Origin of the sequence: Schlesneria sphaerica, assembly GCF_044336245.1 — a bacterium.
Classification (GTDB): Bacteria; Planctomycetota; Planctomycetia; order Planctomycetales; family Planctomycetaceae; genus Schlesneria; species Schlesneria sphaerica.
This window is the reverse complement of sequence record NZ_CP172346.1, coordinates 4,624,245-4,643,349: the sequence shown is the minus strand read 5'-3', so window position 1 is coordinate 4,643,349 and position 19,105 is coordinate 4,624,245. Positions and strand designations below refer to the sequence as shown.

Genomic DNA, 19,105 nt, shown 5'->3' with positions numbered 1-19,105 from the left:
TTGTCTCGTTATCGACCGCTCCCGGCTGCGCTCAATCGCCCCATTCGTCTCGCCGTCCTGATCTCGGGGGGCGGCACGACACTGGTCAATCTGGCCGAAAAGATCCGCAACGGAACTCTGAATGCTCAGATACCGCTGGTGGTCTCCAGCCGCGCGGACTGCGGAGGGATCCAGCGAGCGGCGGAATGGGACCTTCCCTGCGAAGTGATCCAGCGCAAAGCCTTCGCTTCGCTCGACGATTTCAGCAGCGCTATCTTTGACCATTGTCGCAAGGCAGATGTCGATCTCGTGATCTGCGGCGGATTTCTCGCATTACTGAAAGTCCCCGACGACTTTCACGGCCGGATCATGAATATCCACCCCTCCCTGATCCCCGCCTTCTGCGGCCAGGGATTCCACGGCACCAAAGTCCATCAGGCGGCATTGGATCGGGGCGCCAAGGTCAGCGGCTGCACGGTTCATTTCGTCGACGACGAATTTGATCACGGCCCGATTATCGTCCAGAAGACCGTCCCCGTTCTCGACGACGACTCCGCATCAACCCTCGCTGCCAGAGTCTTCGAGCAGGAGTGCGAGGCGTTACCGGAAGCAATCCGCCTGTTCGCCTCGGGCAAACTGGAAGTCGAAGGCTCACGCGTCCGGGTCCTGCCGTAGGACACACTTCCGGGGCTCCTGGAGTGAACGAATCAGGTCACCACAGCAGGGCCTCTGTGCCCAGGTATGCAGTGTGCCCGTATCCTCGTTTCTCTCCGTGTCCCTTGTTTCTCTAGGTAGCGCGGGTTGCCCGGTCCGCCGGGCTACCCGTGTGCGAAGCACAAGAGGTCTCCCCCCGAAACTCACAATTGCCCCACCAGAAGGCAACCTCCCCCCGAACAGGATTTCTCCAGATCGCATCCGGGTGATCGAGCACGAGGAACGGTGCCCCTCATCGGCGTGCCCAGACATGCAGTGTCCCGTGTCCGTGACCCCTGGTCGCTTTTCCCGGTGCTCTGTCCGACGATCCCCCTCGGGAACAGGGGGATTTTCGCTTCATGAACGACACTGAACGGCTGGAAAACAGTTCGAGATGGACACCCTGATCGCCCGAAAGGAGGCCGACGGGGACGTCGGCGATCCCGGGACCGCCGACGTCCCCGTCGGCACCCACGGATGTGGGTCTCCAACCCCACTCGAACGTCGAAGGGCCGGTCGTCGAGACACATGAACGAATGTGCGACGAGTTTCTGGCAACGCGAAACATCTGCCGTTGCGCCGACATTCATGGCTTTGCCAACAGGCTCGCAGGATCCGACGCAGTGACTCCTTCAGGAGAATCCGTGCAGACTGAAGCGATTTCCTGACAGACTGCAAAACCGCCACCTCAACCAGAACAACCCCTAAAGCCAACCCATTCCCCTGCCGATAACATGACTGGAGGATTGCCTTGCCCAAGAAGCTGACTGCGCGATCGGCACTCCCCAAAATTCTCGAGGACCACTTCTAAGCTGAGAATGGTTGTGCAGCTTCTTGCCTCTCTTCTCGCTCGATGCAGCCGGCCGCAACAGATCGTCCAGATCGTCATTCTGCTGCTGTGGGCGTCTCTCCCCTCCCTGGTCCTCGCCGAGTCGGTCGCCCCAACGACGAACTTCACCGCAAAGACCAAGCCGGCCGAGACGCAACCAGCCGAATCTCGCTCAGCAGAATCCCCTGTGGAAGTGCCCATCAACACGCCCATGGGCGCGTCCCCTCTGTTCACGCTGGAGGACCCGTTAGAGTCGGCCCCCGCCCCGCTCATGACGCCCGAGACGGTCGGTTCGCCAGACCGGCATTTTCCGCAGGAAGAACCGAGCTTCCTTGAGAGACACTCCGAATCCGCGATTCCTCTGCAGGCGGTGTTCGACGAGGGATTCGGACTTAAGTCATTTGATGACCAGTTCCAGTTGCGGATTCGGACGCTGACTCAGATCGACGGAAAGGTTTTCACCCCCGGTGATCAGGAGCCCGCCCGGAGTGGGATCTATATCCCCCGCTTTCGAATTTACTTTGAAGGGCAACTGACGGACCTGTTCGAGTACGAACTCTCTCTGCAGCGCAGCGTCGAAGGAACGTTTGATGTCCTCGACGCGAACGTCAACTTCGTGCAGTCAGAAGCGTTTCAAGTTCGGGTCGGCCGTGCGCTCGTCCCGTACAGCTATGCGTGGTACGACCACCTGGAACAATACTATATCACCCCGGAACGGGGACTCTTTGCCCTGAATTATGGACTCGCTCGCCAGGCGGGCGTCTTCGCGCATGGCAAGGTCCTGGAAAAACAGCTCGGCTATGCGGTAGGTGCCACATTCGGACAGCTTTCCGGACTCGCCGACACCAATACCACCCGCGATGGCGTGGGCTATCTGAATGTTAAGCCGTTCCTGCATTCGGACCGCTTCTCGTGGCTTCGTTTTCTGAACGTCGGTGGATCACTCGCCATCGGTCAGCAGGCTTACGAATCGGCTCCTTTGCCACTGCGGACATCGATCCAGACCTCCGAAAACGATGAAGCAGCACAGGCGGCTTCGGCGATCCTGCTGGAATATGAGGAAGGGGTCGTCGCAAAAGGGGAACGGGTCCAGGGGGCGCTCCATGCCGCTTTGTACTCCGGCCCGGTCTCGATCGAAGCCGAGTGTTATGCCGCCCGGTTCGGCATGGCGGCTCATTCCGGCGGCCCTGTCGTCGGTGTCCCCATCTTCGGCTATGACGTCACCCTGGCGAGTTTTCTCACCGGAGAACGAATCGAAAAGCGAGAGACCGTCGCACCGCTCCGCCCAATCACCCGCTCCGGAACTGGCCATGGAGCGGTCGAAGTGTTCGGCCGGTATTCGAACCTGAAACTCGGCCAGCAGGTCTTTTCCGCCGACCTCGCCAACCCGAACGACTGGACAAACAACGCCGGAATCACCGACATCGGATTCAACTGGTACCTCAATCGTTACGTCCGCATGACGTTCGACTGGCAGCATTCCATGTTCGCCTCGCCCGTGCTGCTCAATAAAGAGAAAGACCTGCGGTCGAAAACCGACGACCTGTTCTGGATCCGCTGTCAGCTCTACTTCTAAACCGCCACCTAAAGCAGTACCGTCGCCCCGCCCTTCCCCTGAAGTGGCGACGAGGTTCAAACAGGGCATTCCAGCTTCAATTCGCGGGGAAGTCCGAGCCCAAACGTTTGGAAGTTTGGGCTCGCCAGAGTGCAGCCTCTTGCTGACACTACTCAAGCGGTCCCCCTGACGAACCAGGATTAATTCAACTCGGGGCGATGGCAAGTCCGTTCCGCGCTCCCTCAGGGTAGAACGGGTTGCCCGGTCCGCCGGGCTACCCGTGTGCGAAGCACAAGAGGCTTCCACCCGGAACTCACAAATGTCCCGCCAGACGACAACTTGCCCCGCGATCAAGACCTCTCCAGCTCGCATCCGGCCGATCAAGCCAGGGGGGGGGGCCCTCGTCGGAGCAACATATTTCAGGAGGTCTGTTGAATTGAATAGCCAGTCCGAGACCTGCGTCACTGCGAAGATCCCCTTGATGACAAAGAACTTAGGAACCACTCCGCAATGTTCGAGCGGTGGATCGGGCTGGCCAACGGGCCAGCCCCTGGCCAGCCGGTGGCCAGTCCCATGTAGTTCAGAAATCAAGAGTTGTGTCGTTTCGAGGGGCTGGCCCGGCTGGCCAGAAGATTCCGGGCAGGAAGAAGAAGACCATCTGCCACACGGCGAAGCAACAGTGCGCATCCCAAGATTGAATCATGCCAGTAGAGTTTGACCAACAACCGATGATCACGGGTGAACGATGATCACAGGTGAAGAGGAGCAACTTTTCCGGCTGGGTCTTCGGGGGGAGCAGAACTTTGAGGAAATCTTTCAAATAGGGTCATCTTTCACGCGTCATTCGGTCGACTGGATGCGCGGGGGATGGTGTGTACCTCGCCATCTTCGGTGCTCGCAACAGGTAGAGGCGGCACAACTGACGGAAATGACAGAACTCAATAACTGATTTTGACAGATTTTGATTGATAGCCGTCAGACCGAAAGATAGAATAGGAAAACTACATGTCCTTGTGAGGGAAACAACCAACGTTTTTCAAGGAAGAGACCATTGGTTATGATCCTCGATCAACGACGTGGCGAAATACTTCAACTTATTGAACAGCAAGGATTTGTGTCTTTACACGAGCTTGTCAACAAGCTCGGCGCAAGTGAATCTACTGTTCGACGGGATTTGGAGTATCTTGACGGAATCGGTCAGATTCGACGAACGCGGGGGGGTGCCGCCTATACGGGTGAGTCACTGACACCGTTCGAAGAACGGCGAAGTCGGGAAACGACGGAAAAAGAAAAGATTGGGAAGGCTGTTGCGGACCTGATCCAGCCGGGTGAGACGATCTTGCTGGATGGGGGAACCACAACGCTGGAAGTGGCTAGGTCGCTGGTCGGCAAACGGTTGCAAGTTGTCACGAACTCGCTGCCGATTGCCAATCTATTAGCGCAGCAGTCGAGTGTCGAATTGATTCTGATCGGTGGATACCTCTATCCGCGTACCGGGGTGGCTCTCGGGCCGCTGGCAGAAGCCTCCTTGGGAGAATTGAACGTCCCTCGCGTGATCATGAGTGCCGGCGGCATCACAGAAAAGGGTCTGTTCAACAGCAACTCGCTGCTGGTTGAGTGCGAGCGGCGAATGATCAAGGCGGCCAAAGAAGTTTGGGTGGTAGCAGACAGCAGCAAGTTTGGTCGGTCGGCCCTGACCTTCCTGTGTGAACTGTCCAGCGTAACGCGAATGATTGTCGATTCAGGTTTGAGTGACGCCTGGCGACGGGTGGTGGAATCAGCGGGCGTTGAGTTGACGGTCATCGACGTATAGGTCAACGGAGAATTTTGCATGGCGACGAATTTGAGTCGGGCGGACATTGAGCAAGTCGTTCGTTCCGTACTTGAGAAGCAGTTGGGCGGATCCTCTTCGGCGAAACCGGTTTCTGCCCCTGCACGGAACCCGCTGCTGGTCAACATTTCGGCCCGGCACGTTCACCTCTCACAAGAACATGTCGAGATCCTCTACGGCCCCGGGGCTCAACTCGAGCCGATGAAGTGGCTGTACCAGGATGGTTTTTTTGCCGCGAAGCAGACCGTGATGGTGGTGGGACCGCGCAAGCGAATGCTGCCGGATGTCCGTGTGCTGGGCCCCTGCCGCCCTTCACAGGTCGAACTGGCCTTCACCGATTCGATTTCTCTGGGAATTGATGCTCCGGTCCGCATCAGTGGCGACCACCACAATACACCCGGTTGCGTGCTGGTCGGTCCTGTCGGCGTCGTGGAACTGAAAGCGGGCGTCATCCGCGCCATGCGGCACGTCCATATGGGCCCTGCTGACATGGAGTATTACGGCGTCAAGAATGGCGACATGATGCACCTGCGAGTCGTCTCGCCCGGTTGCACCACGACACTCGAGGAACTCGTCGTCCGTGGCGATCCCAAAGTCAAACTCGAAGTCCACCTCGACACCGACGAGGGGAACGCAGTCAACCTCACCGCGGCAACCTCAGTGGAACTGATCAAGCCGCACTCCTGTGCGTGTCAGACCCACTAATCCTTGAACTTGTGATTTGTTTCTCTCCCTGAACTGCAAAGGTTATTGACGATGGCTAAGCCAATGGAAGCGCTGGGAATGTTGGAATGCAAAGGTCTCGTCTGCTTGATTGAAGGCGTCGATGCGATGCTGAAATCCGCAAACGTGCAAATGGTCGGCTGGGAAAAGGTCGGCAGCGGGCTGGTCACGGCGTTCGTCGTCGGTGACGTCGCCGCTGTCAAAGCCGCGATTGACGCCGGTGCCAGCGCTGCCAGCAAGATCGGCGAAGTCGTCAGCGTCCAGGTCATTCCTCGTCCTCACGAAGAACTGGCCGGGGTTCTGCCCAAGTCCAAGACAACCACCGCTGACTCAGCGAGCTGAAGCATGGCGAAAGCTGCTTCCGCCAAGTCATCGGCCCGTTCGTCTCGACGGACGGTCAGGTCCAACTCTGCCGCGCTGGCGATGCCGCCAGCTTCGGTTTCCGCTACTCCTCTTCCGCAGAACGGTAAGCCTTCCATGAACGAAGCAATTGGTTTGATTGAAACTAAGGGACTCGTCGCCCAGATCGAAGCTGCGGACGCGATGCTCAAGGCCGCCAACGTGACGCTGGTCAAGCAGATCCAGATCGGCGGGGCCTACATTACGACCGTGATCCGTGGCGATGTCGGTTCGGTTCGTGCCGCTGTCGACGCTGGTTCGGCTGCCGCCTCGAAGATTGGCGAACTCGTCAGCGCCCACATCATCGCCCGGCCGGAAAAAAGTCTGATGGACGCGTTTGTCTAACGCTCCCGGGACGACGGCCTACGATCGGTGGCGCTTCACGACTGACCTCAGGCAACGGACGAAACGGATGCGTTTGACCGCCTTCGATTCCACGTTGCCCGGTTCAGTGCCCCGACGCCACCTGTCTCCATCGAACAGGTTTTCTGCAGGTTCACTGCATCGACAAGGGTTTTCATGAAAGTACTCGTCGCGAATCTGGGTTCGACCAGCTTCAAGTACCGGCTGTATGATCTGCCGAGTGAAGTTCAACTGGCACGTGGAGGCATTGATCGAATCGGTCAATCGGCCAGCGCCTGCTTTGTCGAAATCAACGGCAAGAAACGGGAATCGACGCTTCCCGTCGCTGACCATGCGGCCGCCGTGGGGATGTGTCTGGACCAGTTGACCGACCCGGAACATGGATGCCTGAAATCCGTGAGCGAAGTGGCGGCGATCGGCTTCAAGGCGGTCTTTGCCGGCAACCTCAGCGGCGTGCGTGTTGTCGATGACGCACTTCTGCAGAAGATGGAAGACCTGTCCGATATCGCTCCCGCGCACAATCCGATGTACGCGAAAGCGATGCGTCAGTTGCGGTCAGCCTTCCCGAACATTCCCCTCGTCGCTGCACTCGAAACCGCGTTCCACGACACGATTCCGGACGCGAACCGGCTCTACGCCATTCCTTACGAATGGTCTCAGGATTACGAGATTCGCCGCTGGGGCTATCATGGCGCCAGCCATCGCTATCTCAACACCCGCATGGTCCAGTTACTGGGCCGTAGCGACCTGAAGATCATCACCTGCCACCTCGGCGGCAGTAACTCTCTGTGCGCGGCTCGCGACGGCAAGTCGCTGGCAACCAGCATGGGAATGAGTCCTCAAACCGGCCTGCTGCACAACAACCGCGTCGGCGATTTCGATCCGTTCGCCCTGCCCATCCTGCTTCGCAAGACGGGCAAGACGCTTGAACAGATTCTGGAAGACCTGTCGAGCAAAGGGGGCATGCTGGGCCTCAGCGGGATCAGCCAGGATGCCCGAGACATTGAAGAAGCGGCCGCGAAAGGACACGCCCGGGCTCAACTGGCACTCGACGTCTTCATCGCGTCGATCCGGCAATACCTGGGTTCCTACCTGACCGTGCTGGGTGGCGCCGACGCAATCGTCTTTAGCGCGGGGATTGGCGAAAACTCGTCGATCATCCGGGCCGGTGTCTGCAAAAACATGGAATGGGCGGGGATCGAACTGGATACCGCCAAAAATGACTCACTGCCACGCGGAAGCGAAAGCCGTATCTCGACGGACAGCAGCCGGGTGCAGGTATGGGTCGTCCCCACGAATGAAGAAATTGTGGTCGCTCGACAAACGGTCGAGGCCATCAGTGCCAAAGGATAAGGACTTCCGACAGGACAAAGAGATCAAACCGGAAGAGCACGTCACCTGACTTCCCTTCCGACGTGATCTCTTCGCAGAAGACCAAATCCGTGAAGAGTCATCATGAAAGTTTGACCCGATCGACGACATTCCCTTCCTTCATGTGACCGTTACCCCGATGGTCGCAGGAAGGAAACTGGCTGCGGATGGACCTGGCAAAGTCAGTCAAAAGTAGGACGAATCATGTTTCTCGCACGTGTGACAGGCAGTGTGGTTTCGACGCAGAAGGTTGACGCCATGGTCGGCCAGAAACTGCTGGTCGTTGAACCCCTGCGCGTGAATGAGAAGGACCAGTCGGGACTAGTCTCCACCGGCCGCACCTTCATCTGTGTCGACACCGTCGGCGCGGGAGAAGGCGAAGTGGTCCTGATCGTCCAGGGCTCCAGTGCCCGCTTTACTCCTCAGACGAAGCCATTGCCCATCGATTGTGCCATCATCGGACTCATTGACTCAGTTCACTTGGGAGCCAAATCGATCTACGACGCCAAAGGGGAAGCTGCTCAGGAAAACTAGCCTTCGCAATGATCGATTCCAGCCGCTGCGAGGCAGCCGCAAGGGCTGCTATCCAAACCGTGAAATTTGCCGAGCTCCCGAAGACAACGCCCGCCGACAACACCGAAATTTGTTTGTGACAACGTTCTAAATTTTCATAGTACATCACCGCGACCTTCCAGCGGTTCCTGCACGAAAAACGAGACGAGACTATGCAAGCTAACGCAGAAACGATTCGCAACGTCGTTCAAGAAGTCCTGGCTCAACTGGGGAAAGCCCCCAAGCAATCCACCCCTTACCGCGACGGCGACCTGGGGGTCTTTCAGACGGTTGATCAGGCCGTTGCAGCGGCGACCGATGGCTTCAAGAAGCTGAGCGCCGCCCCGATTGCGGCTCGCAAGACCGTCATTGAAATCGTCCGCAGCATGTGTGACGAGCAAGCCGAGGAACTCGGCCGCCTCGAATTCGAAGAGACGAAGATTGGTCGTCTCGATCATAAGATCGAAAAGCTGAAGATCATCAAGCTGGTTCCCGGCGTGGAATTTCTGCGGACCGATGCACTCAGCGGGGACCACGGTCTCTCACTGACCGAGTACGCCCCCTTCGGCGTCATTGGTGCCATCACGCCCGTCACGCACTCATTGCCGACACTTGCTGGCAACATCGTCAACATGATCGCTGGCGGGAACACGATGGTCGTGAACCCTCACCCCGGTGGTGCTCGCATCGCCTGTGAAGGGGTTCGCCGCTTTAACAAGGCCATCTACAAAGCGACCGGCCTCGAAAATCTGGTGACGATTATCGAGAAGCCCACACTGGAAACTGCCGGGGCCATTTTCGGTCATCGCGGCGTTCGCCTGCTCTGCGTGACCGGTGGTCCTGCCGTCGCTCGTGCCGCTCTGGAAAGCCGTAAGAAAGCCATCGTCGCCGGCCCCGGTAACCCACCCGTCGTCGTGGACGAAACCGCCTGCCTCGAGAACACTGCGGCTTCGATCGTCAAAGGTGCTTCATACGACAACAACCTGTTGTGCATCGGTGAGAAGGAAGTCTTCGCCGTCGATCAGATTTTTGATTCCCTGCTCGACACGATGACCCGACATGGCGGATATCGCCTCAACAGTTCACAGATCGAAGAATTGACCAAGCTGGCGTTTACGCCGCCGACCAAGCCCGGGGATCACTTCCACCTGAACCGTGACCTGGTGGGGCTGGATGCGTCGAAACTGGCAGAACTGATTGGTGTCCGTGTTCCCGCAGGAACTCAGTTGCTGTTCGGCGAAACCGATACTTCGAACGCCTTTGTTCCTGAAGAACAGATGATGCCGTTCCTGCCATTCGTTCGCTGCCGCAACTTCTCGCACGGTGTCGAACTGGCTCTGGAATTCGAACACGGCTACCGGCACACCAGCCTGATTCACACCCGCAACGTCCGTCACATGACTCAGATGGGTCGTGAAATGGATACCACACTGTTCGTCAAGAACGGTCCTTCGATGGCGGGCCTGGGACTGGGTGGCGAAGGCTACCTGAGCTTCAGCATTGCGACCCCGACCGGTGAAGGGGTCACCAACCCGATGACCTTCACACGACAGCGTCGTTGTGTGCTGGTCGACGATCTGCGTGTGATCTAAGGATCGGAAATTATGCAGTTGGGAAAAGTGATTGGCCGGGCAACATCGACAGTCAAGCACCCCACGCTGAAGGGTTGGCGGATGCTGCTGATACAACCACTCGGCCCGAACGGAACTCCGGATGGGGCGCCGCAACTCGTGATCGACAATCAGGGTGGCGGCAAGGGTGATACGGTAATCATCTCCTCCGACGGCAAGACGGCGAAAGAAATGGTAGGAGCGGACACCACACCCGCTCGATGGCATGTTTTAGGTATTGTCGACTGACGTCGCGAACAGCAGGACTCGTCACAGGTCTCAGCAGTCACAAGGACCTGAGATCGGTCCCCTGTGGTTCTGAGACCACAGAGATAGTACTGCGACGTTCGTGAGTCTGACTTGCAACATTGGACAGAACTGTGAATCAGGCCCTTATTGACGAGATCGTGTCGGGCGTGCTGGCTCAGCTCAAACCAGCACCAGCACCCTCACGTCCCCTCAATTCGGGGACGACTCAGACAAATGCGGCCTCCGCCCCTGCACCACTCGCAGCTCGCAGTGTCGCAACTTCGTCAACGGCAGCTCCTGTGGTTTCCCCGGCTCCAGCGTCGACGCCCCTTCCTGCAGTGGCACTTTCCTCTCCGGTCCCAGCTCCCGCCGCAACACCAGCGTCGAAGCCGATCGTGGTCGAACTGACAGTGCCGGTCATTACCGCCGACATTCTTGAGCAGTCGGTTCGGGCTGGTCAGTCGGTCCGCTTCGGCCGCAGTTCAATCATCACCCCTGCTGCACGTGACTGGCTGAACTCAAAGCGAACCTCCTGGTCACGACAGGATAAGAATTCCGCATCCGCAAACGGCGGTGCACCAATCAAGTGGCAGGTAATTCTGCAAACGATGACCCCGACCGTGCGGTCTCTGCAGGAAGGCCTGCGTCGGATGACTGACGGCTGGAAGATCGAGGTGGTGGGACAGCCGCTGGAAGCAGCGGACCTGGCAACGAGCCTGGTCAGCACGGCGGAATGCGATGGCGTCGTCATCTTCACCGAACAGGCCGAGTTGATCGTCTGCAAGGCGAACCGGAACGATCGCGTCCGCGCTGCGGTGATGCAGAACACGAAGCAGTGGGAACAGGTGATGCGAACATTGAGTGCCAATGTCGTCTGCATCAGTCCCGTCGGAAAGACATTCGTTGAACTGAGAAACCTGCTGAAGGATTGTGCCACCACACGGCCACGGCCTCCGGCAGGATTATGAATTCAGGGCTCTTGCCCCCTCTCAGACGGACTCGAAATCGAGTCGCCTGGGCGGCGGAACAAGAGTCGAAAGGGAAACAATGCGAGTCGGCGAGGTGATCGGTAAGGTGACGCTCTCCAAATGCAACCCGATGGTGTCGGGCGGCACGTGGCTCGTCGTCGTACCACTGAATGCCGCTGGCCTGGCGGGTGATCCGAATGGTCGCGACGAAGCCTTGATCGTCTATGACGAACTCGGTGCCTCACCCGGAGCCAAAATCGGATTCAGTGAAGGAGGAGAGGCGGCAAACCCGTTCGCTCCGAATTACAAGCCACTCGATGCGTACAACGCCTGTATTCTTGACACGATTGAAGTGAATTAGCCAGACATCGCAGTGAAAAGGAACTGTAGCCAATGACCAGCCAATGGAATTCCGGAATCAATGACCGGAAGCTCAAAGAAGAGATCTGTGAGATCGGACGCCGTGTCTACAACAAGGGATTCGCGGCGGCGAACGACGGCAATATCTCGATCCGTGTCGGCGAGAACGAAGTCCTTTGCTCACCCACGATGATCTGCAAAGGCTTCATGACTCCTGAAGACATCTGCGCGGTCGATATGGAAGGTGTGCAGATCGCGGGCAAGCGAAAGCGAACCAGCGAAGTTCTGCTGCACCTGGCGATCATGAAGCACCGCCCTGACGTCAAGGCTGTCGTTCACTGCCATCCACCTCATGCCACGGCCTTCGCTGTCGCTCGCGAACCGATTCCGCAGTGTATTCTGCCCGAAATCGAAGTCTTCATGGGCGAAGTCCCCATCGCTCCTTACGAGACTCCGGGTGGTCACGCGTTTGCAAACACGGTCGTCCCGTTCCTGGGTAACGGCACCAACACGATCATCCTGACGAACCACGGCACCGTGACGTTCGGGAAGACGCTGGAAGATGCCTACTGGAAGACGGAAATCCTCGACGCCTACTGTCGAATTCTGTTGCTGTCGAAACAACTCGGTAAGGTCACCTACCTGAACGAGCGGGAATCCGTCGAGCTTCTCGACCTCAAGAAGAAACTCGGCTTCGACGATCCACGGTTCCATGTCGAGAACTGCGACCTGTGCGGTAACACAGCGTTCCGCGAAGGCTACAAAGAGAACAAACTCGAGCCCATCGCCTTCGAGCCACCTCCACAATACAAAGGCTATCTGGAGCGACAGAAGGAAGCGTCGTCAGCCCCGCAGCCGAAGGCCTCAAGCAGCGCCGACATCGATACCGAATCGCTGATCAAGCTGATCACCGAACAAGTCGTTTCGGCTCTCAACAAGTAATTTTGACTTTTGACAGGCGCCGCGACCCCCTCGCTGGCGTCTGTCCTTGCTGGCAGCAGCCGAAGTCAAGTCCCCACCCGACGGAGCGGCGGGGGGTTCTCAGTCAGTCAGGATACTGGTGACTCACGTCACCTCTAATGAGAGAAATCCAATGAAAGTCAGCATCATCGGCGGTGGCGGTCTGGTCGGTTCCTGTGCCGGATTCGCTCTTCAGGCAGGCAAGATCGTACGCCACATTCACCTGGTCGATGTGAACCAGGAAGCTTGCGAAGGTCAGGCTCTCGACCTGCTGCATGGTGCCAGCATTCTGGCCGATCAGAAGATTACCTCAGGCGACATGAAGTCTTGCTCTGACAGCGACTGCATCGTGATCACGGCCGGACTTCGCCGCAAGCCGGAAGAAAGCCGACTGGACCTGATCAATCGCAACGTCGCCCTGTTCCGAGGCATTCTGGGCGAGCTGAAGTCGAGCGGTCTGCGGAAAGACGCCATCATCTTCGTCGTCTCGAATCCTGTGGACGTGCTGACCTATCTGGCGATCAAGGAACTGGGTCTGCCCGCATCGCAGGTCATCGGCCTGGGAACGGTGCTCGATACCACCCGACTCCGCAGCATGCTGGCCCAGCGGCTGGACGTACCACCAACACAGGTCGACGTGACGATCTACGGGGAACATGGCGACAGCATGGTTCCCATCTGGTCGGCCGCCCAGATTGCCGGTCTGCCCCTCGAAAAGTACCCCGGTGTCAACAATCAGTTGATCGCCGAAGTCGAGAAAAAGACCCGCGGCAGTGGTGCCGAAGTGATCAAGAAGAAAGGGGGAGCCGGCTTCGCAGTCGGCGTTTCGATCGCCGACGTTGTCCACGCGATCGCTTTGGATCAGCGCCGCATTCTGCCTGTTTCCTCGCTGCAATCGGGGGCATTCGGACTGCGGGACGTGGCGATCTCGGTTCCGACCGTCGTCGGCCGCAAGGGTGTTCTAGGAGTGATCGAAGTCGAACTTTGGCCAAAAGAAAAGATGGCTCTCCAAAAATCAGGCAACGTTCTGCGTGAAACGATCGATAAAGTCCTGTAAAAAGGAAGCCGCATTCAGGAGCATGCTGATGCTGGTGAGTCATTGAGAACCATATCGCTGACGACATCGTCGGCTTGAGGCCAACGATCGTGGTATTGTTTCGAACCTTTCGCCGAAATCGATCAACCGTCGGACGGGACGAGCAGATCGTCTTGTACCCGTCCTTCGGTTCACGGACCGAAGATGGAAAAGGATGGACACTGCTGATTCAGGGCAGTGTCTTTGATCCCCGGATCTCCTGGATTCATCGTTCTCCCGTCATGAGCCTGATCAAACGGGCCATGCGTTTTGATCGATCGGCGGAAGACTTCTTTCGTCAGCGAATGCGACAGTTTCTGATGCCGGGACTGCGCGGTCGTGCGGTCACGATCGCGATTGGTGATCGCGAATTTCAGGTCGCTGAATCCGACTACATGGGATTGTTCCGCGGAACAGTCGAACTGGATGACGAGAGTGTTTCGAAACTGATTGAGCCGATCGAGTTTGGCGGTCGTTCGATCGGCTGCCAGGTGGTGCTGGCTCGAACTGACCAGCGCAAGTTTTCGGGTCGCCTTCAATTGATCGAGCCCACTGGCGTTTCCATCATTTCCGATGTCGACGACACGATCAAACACAGCAATGTCAGTAATCGACGTGACTTGTTCCGCAATACGTTCACGCGGCGTTTCGTCCCCGTGACCGGGATGCCTGAACTCTATCGCGACTGTGCGATTGCCGGTGCCGCATTCCATTTTGTCTCGGGCAGTCCTTGGCAACTTTACGAACCGCTGCATGAGTTCTGTCGTGCCGAGGGTTACCCGTTTGGCTCGTTCCATCTGAAGCGGTTCCGTTTCCGGGAAGCCGCTCGCAAGCTGAGGCGATCACCGCAGAAAGCGTACAAGCAATTGGCCATTGAACCAATTCTGCGGGCCTTCCCCAAGCGGCACTTCGTCCTGATTGGGGACTCGGGTGAACAGGATGCCGACATCTACGGTCACTTTTTAAGAGAGCTTCCCGACCAGATCGTGGGTGTCTTTATCCGTGCGATTCGAGGCGAGTCACGTAATACCGAACGAATCCAGGCAGCCTTCGAAGGGACCGACCCGACGAAATGGACACTCTATACAGAACCGGCAGAGATCCAGACAAAAGTTGCTCAACTCGTCGCACGTGTCAGTAGCTGACAACCCGCCAATCAGCGGCGCAGCGAATGGACAACATGGAATCATCCGGCCGTGCGGACCCCGTTCAGTCACTCCCTGTTGATCGAAGACTCTTGAAACCGCATCAATTTACGATAGGTGACGTATTCATCCTGATGGGGAACAATTACCACCAGAATCCATTCATCAGGATCGGTACAGTCCATTAACGCAAGGTCGTCGCAGTACGCTCCCCCCTTGGGAGCCGTCTGTTTGACGAGCGAGAATGCCCCTCTCTGAACCGGGGCGACAGACGCGTAATACATCCAGCGAAAGAGATCAGCTTCGTTTATCATCTGAATTCGCTGGTTATAGTCATCGTACCCCGATGCCTGCATCGAATAGAATTGACGCTGAGCCGGAGCATCACTCTCGCGGGTTGAACGCCATCCAGGTGCTCGGTCCGACGCCCAGCCACCATGGCCAGTAAAGCAGGCAACCAGAGCATCCTTTCCAAACGTCTCGTGAACGCGTGCGAGTAGCTCTCCGGGAACTTCATGGGCAAGGATTCTCACGGCATCGCTTTTTTTCAGATCGAACTGGCTCCAGTCCACATCAGGTGCCGTTGCCAGTTGAGAGAGCGACATGATTCGATTGATCTGCGGAGTCCATTTCGAGAGGTTCTGGACGGTTGAGGATTGTGTGGGAATCCGTCCCTGGAACTGCGACGTCAGTCGCTCGGCAGTGACTGAACCGCTGATCCCCCCCCCACTGGGAACCAGCGTCATTTGACCGTTGATTGACGTGTAGACGAAACCGGGTGGAATGCCGGCAATGTCATTCATACTGGAATTTGTCTTAAGAGGTGTCAGCAATCCCTTCTCGACCTCCGTGGTGACCTGATGAGTTGAGGCCACAAAGAGCAACTCGAACCGGTTCGTACGAACAATGTCGTTGCGAGGCCCGATGTCATGAACAACGAGTGCCCGGCGCGCTTCCGACGTGCTCATGTAACTGTTCGAGATCAGCACAGTCAGGGCAGTGACCGCCAGTGTCGTGACAGGAAACGTCAGCCAGGTGAACTTGCGTGCTTTCAGCCATCCCAGAACGTAGTAGTCACCGGGACCAATGATCAGGATGAACGTCGTCAGAATGAGGGCGAGCAGTGGCAACGGAACCATCCGTACGCCATCAGGCAATAACCGATCGAGCAACTCGAACGTATGGAGCGGGTGGCGGTTCAACATCCCCAGGGAAAAGTTCCATGGGTCCGGATTAGGACGCACCACCTGTGTGGGTTGACCGTCAAGCCCCACCACGTGTTCCATCACGAGAAGTTGATGATGGGGCTCAGAGCGCCATTTCCAAAGGGGTCCGGCAATCTTCCGCCAGTCCTCGATGGAAAGGGTGATGGGACGTTCGGGATCCTCGGTACGGATCACAACATTCCCTAGACCACTCTTCAAAGATATCGCGACCTGATCCGGCGGAACCGTATCTTGAGGAATCTTGCCCCTGCTGTCAGGGAGGAAAACCAGGCCCTTGGAATCGTCACGAATCAGGTCTTGCAGAAACTGAAGATGATAGGGCTCCAGAACGCCGTTCGGTTCCAGATACAGGCTCCCACCTGCACGAACCCAGGCCAGTAGACCCTCCAGTTGCGCCTTCCGCAGATGCCGGAACTCCTCACGCATCAGCAGAACAAGATCGTAGTTGCAATACGATATGGGTTCAGCAGGAAAATCGACGGGGTCAACGGATGCAAAAATGGTCTGCACGCCGTCGGGCTCTTCGACCTGTCCCGTGCTATTCACCGGCATGGGAACAAGAGATTCGAATTTGAGACGCTCCATCAGCTTCTCACGTTCAGGGGTCCGTTTACGTGCAATGCGTGATTCGCCGACGAGAATGTTGAACACGCATTTCATCGCAAACGGGACGCGAAGAATCTGCTGCCCGAGGTCGCCTGAATACTTATCACCTTCAAACGAAATATCGACGAGAAGCCGATCGACAGGTTGTGGACTGTCGATCGCGGGAAGCAAAACTCGTATTCGTTGTTCGGGACCGTTCAGCGTCAGAACTTCGGTTTCCAGCGATGCGAACTGATATCCTTCTGAATGGACTTGGAAGCGCAATTTGCCCGTCAGCAAACCAGCCCCCGGGATTTTGACATCCCACCACGTGAGAATCGGCCGCCCTAACACAACCGAGGGCTGCATATTGGAAGCCTCAATGGAGATCGGCTTCTGCTGACCGAATGCCGTAGACGTGATCGACAAGCACGACAGCAGCGTCAGCCAAATCACTATCGCGAGGGACTTTGAAGCAAGCTGCTGCATGACGGAAGTCACCATGTGGCCCTCTTTCCAAGCCGGGTACTGCCCAAGATCATTTCCCTTCCCCCTGAGCAGAGTTTTGATGATGGATTTGTCGATCCGTGTACATCGCGATTTGGCTTCCCAGCAATTCCTACCTGGAGAGCGCAGAGAACCCCGCAGATCCCGCGCAGAGAAGCGAGGTCCCACCGCGATGGTCGCTCAGGTGGGAACTCCGGAGGGACGTTTCTGGAAGTACCACCATTCGACCAGCAGGAAACATAGCCCCCCCAGTGCGAACCATCTCCACAGGGGTTGGTCTGTCTTCAACACCGTAGCCGCCGCGTGGACGGGGACTTCAGGAAACTTCAGCACATCGACTGTGCTTAGTCCGGTTTCACTGGAGGACAGCAGGCTAACCCCCAGTTTCAGGGGCGTTTCCGCTCCCGTCATTTCGTATGTTCCCACATACGGCGCCCCGAGCCCGGAGACAAAGCCATTCTTGTCGCTCGTGGCCGACTCCGTATATCCGTTCGGTCCGGTGACTTGAACCGCCGTATCCGGGGTAATCCGCTGCGGGGGGAGCGTTCCTGTCCCGTGTGCCTTCGCGTCCAACAGTCCGGCCCGTTGTGCAGCGATCTGGATGACGTTCTGGACAAGGATCGGGAATCCCACTCGATACACCAGCGACGATCGATCGGTGTGAAAGAGAAAGTGATAGTCGAGACGGCCATCCCTGTCCCGCTCCAGAATCAACGGGCCGGAACGGGACTGCGCCAGGATTTCGTAACCAGCCACTTCGAAGTCACGCTCTCCGACACCTTTCTCCAGTTTGGGGTCGTCTGCAATCTGCACATCGAGCAGTTGCACGTGCTGCAGCAGCGGCGCGGTCCGCCGCCAATCAACGACTTCGGACTGACCCGAGACCAGTTCCACCAGCTTTGAAAGTTCGTCCGGGACAAAGCCGACATGAAAAGTGACCCGCGACTCGGGACCAATTTCGATCGGCCCTTCCGCGAACTTCACATCAACGGCTTTCGGCTCATCCGAGTCCCCGGGGAACAGCAGAATGTCGGGAAGGTTTTCCAATGCGTTGCGGTAGGTTTCCATTGAACGGGGACAGAAGACGGTGAGCTGTCGCGGCGCAGGAAGTTCCAAGTACGCCACATTGTCCGTGGTCATCGAGTCGAATCCGTCCGGTTTGATCCGCAGTTCCAGGGATGCAGCAATCGTGGTAGGGACCTTAAACACCAGCCGCTCTGCCCGTCCCCCGTCGATGCTCACTGACTCTTGCTTGATCGACTGTCCGTTCTGGAGCAGTTCGTATTCACACAACGATCGCGCGGTTGGTGGCCCGTTTCTGGAATCGTCTTTCTGCTGGGTTGCTTCGATCCGCGCGAACACGTCCCAACCCGTTCTTGATCGCCGGGCATTGAAATCAACGATCCCGATATTGGCTCCCCCCGGCCCCAGTTTTTGAAAGTTCAGTTTGAACGGAAGCTCGAATTCGATGTCTGCTGGGACATTTCCATCAGAAATCAGGACCACCGTTTCGATCGGCTGGACGCGAGACATGGCCTGCGCCAACCTCAATCCATCCTCCAGGCGACTGGGGACCTGTGTGACATCTAATTGTGCCAGAGCATCCTTGAGCACCCGTTTGTTGTCCGTGAAGTCCGTCAGTTTCCGGGCCGTTGAATTGACCGAGATCAGGCAGAGACGCTGGTCCGCCAGCAAGTCATCAATCAGCTTCGAGACCTTTTCCTTGGCATCGTCGAGTCTCGATTTGCCATTGGGGCCATCCAGCGCAGCCATACTGGCTGAGTTATCGATCAGCACGGGCAGGAACCGGGCTTGTTCTGCTCCTCGTGAAAGATAGGGCTGCATCGCCCCGATAATCAGCGAACAGAGCAGCAGAATCTGGAACAACAGCAACAGATTGCGTTTGAACTTCTGGAAGGGTGAGTTCACCCGCTGATCATTAACAACCTGACGCCACAACGCGAGCGAGGGAACGTCAAAGCGAGGGCGTCTCAACTTGAGGAAATAGAAGATAACCAGCGGCACCAGCAGCAGGAACCACCATGCATTCATCAGTGCGGAAAAGCCGGGCCAGCTCATATCGCAACGCCTCTTTCCAACCGACGGAATTCTTCACGACCGCATC

The 19,105-nt window shown here is 57.3% G+C and carries 17 protein-coding genes; 15 read left to right on the top strand and 2 right to left on the bottom strand.

The genetic code is table 11. The features are described from left to right. The 15 genes from purN (at position 1) to ACGY09_RS16825 (ending at position 14,662) form a co-directional block, all read left to right on the top strand. The gene (gene purN / locus ACGY09_RS16895) at positions 1 to 654 is read left to right on the top strand and encodes a phosphoribosylglycinamide formyltransferase (RefSeq protein ID WP_397568647.1); all 654 of its coding nucleotides are present in this window, start codon (positions 1 to 3) and stop codon (positions 652 to 654) included. A gap of 836 nt (positions 655 to 1,490) precedes the next feature. Then, complete coding sequence (locus ACGY09_RS16890; RefSeq protein ID WP_397568646.1) at positions 1,491 to 3,077, top strand: OprO/OprP family phosphate-selective porin; 1,587 nt, start codon at positions 1,491 to 1,493, stop codon at positions 3,075 to 3,077. 1,036 nt (positions 3,078 to 4,113) lie between these two features. Then, on the top strand, positions 4,114 to 4,869 hold the full coding sequence (locus ACGY09_RS16885) for a DeoR/GlpR family DNA-binding transcription regulator (RefSeq protein ID WP_375314983.1): 756 nt from the start codon (positions 4,114 to 4,116) through the stop codon (positions 4,867 to 4,869). Between the two features lie 18 nt (positions 4,870 to 4,887). After that, positions 4,888 to 5,592 carry a phosphate propanoyltransferase gene (pduL, locus tag ACGY09_RS16880; protein ID WP_397568645.1) on the top strand — a complete coding sequence of 235 codons (705 nt, stop codon included), beginning with the start codon at positions 4,888 to 4,890 and terminating at the stop codon, positions 5,590 to 5,592. A 51-nt stretch (positions 5,593 to 5,643) separates the two neighbouring features. Continuing rightward, positions 5,644 to 5,952: a BMC domain-containing protein gene (locus tag ACGY09_RS16875; protein ID WP_373649064.1), complete on the top strand. Its 309-nt coding sequence runs from the start codon at positions 5,644 to 5,646 to the stop codon at positions 5,950 to 5,952. Positions 5,953 to 6,087: 135 nt separating this feature from the next. Then, positions 6,088 to 6,354 (top strand): BMC domain-containing protein, encoded by a 267-nt coding sequence (locus ACGY09_RS16870; protein WP_373653829.1) that lies wholly within the window; start codon positions 6,088 to 6,090, stop codon positions 6,352 to 6,354. Positions 6,355 to 6,528: 174 nt separating this feature from the next. Next, entirely contained in the window at positions 6,529 to 7,725 is a 1,197-nt protein-coding gene (locus ACGY09_RS16865; RefSeq protein WP_397568644.1) for an acetate/propionate family kinase, read from the top strand. A 222-nt stretch (positions 7,726 to 7,947) separates the two neighbouring features. Continuing rightward, positions 7,948 to 8,277, top strand: coding sequence for a EutN/CcmL family microcompartment protein (locus ACGY09_RS16860; protein WP_397568643.1), 330 nt, complete (start codon positions 7,948 to 7,950; stop codon positions 8,275 to 8,277). A 191-nt stretch (positions 8,278 to 8,468) separates the two neighbouring features. Then, the gene (locus ACGY09_RS16855) at positions 8,469 to 9,887 is read left to right on the top strand and encodes an aldehyde dehydrogenase family protein (protein WP_373649067.1); all 1,419 of its coding nucleotides are present in this window, start codon (positions 8,469 to 8,471) and stop codon (positions 9,885 to 9,887) included. A gap of 12 nt (positions 9,888 to 9,899) precedes the next feature. Further along, positions 9,900 to 10,154 (top strand): EutN/CcmL family microcompartment protein, encoded by a 255-nt coding sequence (locus ACGY09_RS16850; RefSeq protein ID WP_397568642.1) that lies wholly within the window; start codon positions 9,900 to 9,902, stop codon positions 10,152 to 10,154. A gap of 131 nt (positions 10,155 to 10,285) precedes the next feature. Beyond that, complete coding sequence (locus tag ACGY09_RS16845) at positions 10,286 to 11,122, top strand: hypothetical protein (protein WP_397568641.1); 837 nt, start codon at positions 10,286 to 10,288, stop codon at positions 11,120 to 11,122. Between the two features lie 79 nt (positions 11,123 to 11,201). Next, entirely contained in the window at positions 11,202 to 11,483 is a 282-nt protein-coding gene (locus ACGY09_RS16840; RefSeq protein ID WP_373649070.1) for a EutN/CcmL family microcompartment protein, read from the top strand. Between the two features lie 32 nt (positions 11,484 to 11,515). Further along, entirely contained in the window at positions 11,516 to 12,424 is a 909-nt protein-coding gene (locus ACGY09_RS16835) for a class II aldolase/adducin family protein (protein WP_373649071.1), read from the top strand. A 151-nt stretch (positions 12,425 to 12,575) separates the two neighbouring features. Continuing rightward, a complete protein-coding gene (locus ACGY09_RS16830) occupies positions 12,576 to 13,499 on the top strand; it encodes a malate dehydrogenase (RefSeq protein WP_373649072.1) in 924 nt (307 codons plus the stop codon). 95 nt (positions 13,500 to 13,594) lie between these two features. Then, on the top strand, positions 13,595 to 14,662 hold the full coding sequence (locus tag ACGY09_RS16825) for a phosphatidate phosphatase App1 family protein (protein ID WP_397568640.1): 1,068 nt from the start codon (positions 13,595 to 13,597) through the stop codon (positions 14,660 to 14,662). 68 nt (positions 14,663 to 14,730) lie between these two features. Here the strand turns inward: ACGY09_RS16825 and ACGY09_RS16820 are convergent, their stop codons facing one another. Together ACGY09_RS16820 and ACGY09_RS16815 are read right to left on the bottom strand one after the other, a co-directional pair. Further along, positions 14,731 to 16,977, bottom strand: a complete 2,247-nt coding sequence (locus tag ACGY09_RS16820; RefSeq protein WP_397568639.1) for a hypothetical protein — start codon at positions 16,975 to 16,977, stop codon at positions 14,731 to 14,733. Between the two features lie 183 nt (positions 16,978 to 17,160). Then, positions 17,161 to 19,059, bottom strand: a complete 1,899-nt coding sequence (locus tag ACGY09_RS16815) for a VWA domain-containing protein (protein ID WP_397568638.1) — start codon at positions 19,057 to 19,059, stop codon at positions 17,161 to 17,163. Positions 19,060 to 19,105: the final 46 nt, after the last annotated feature.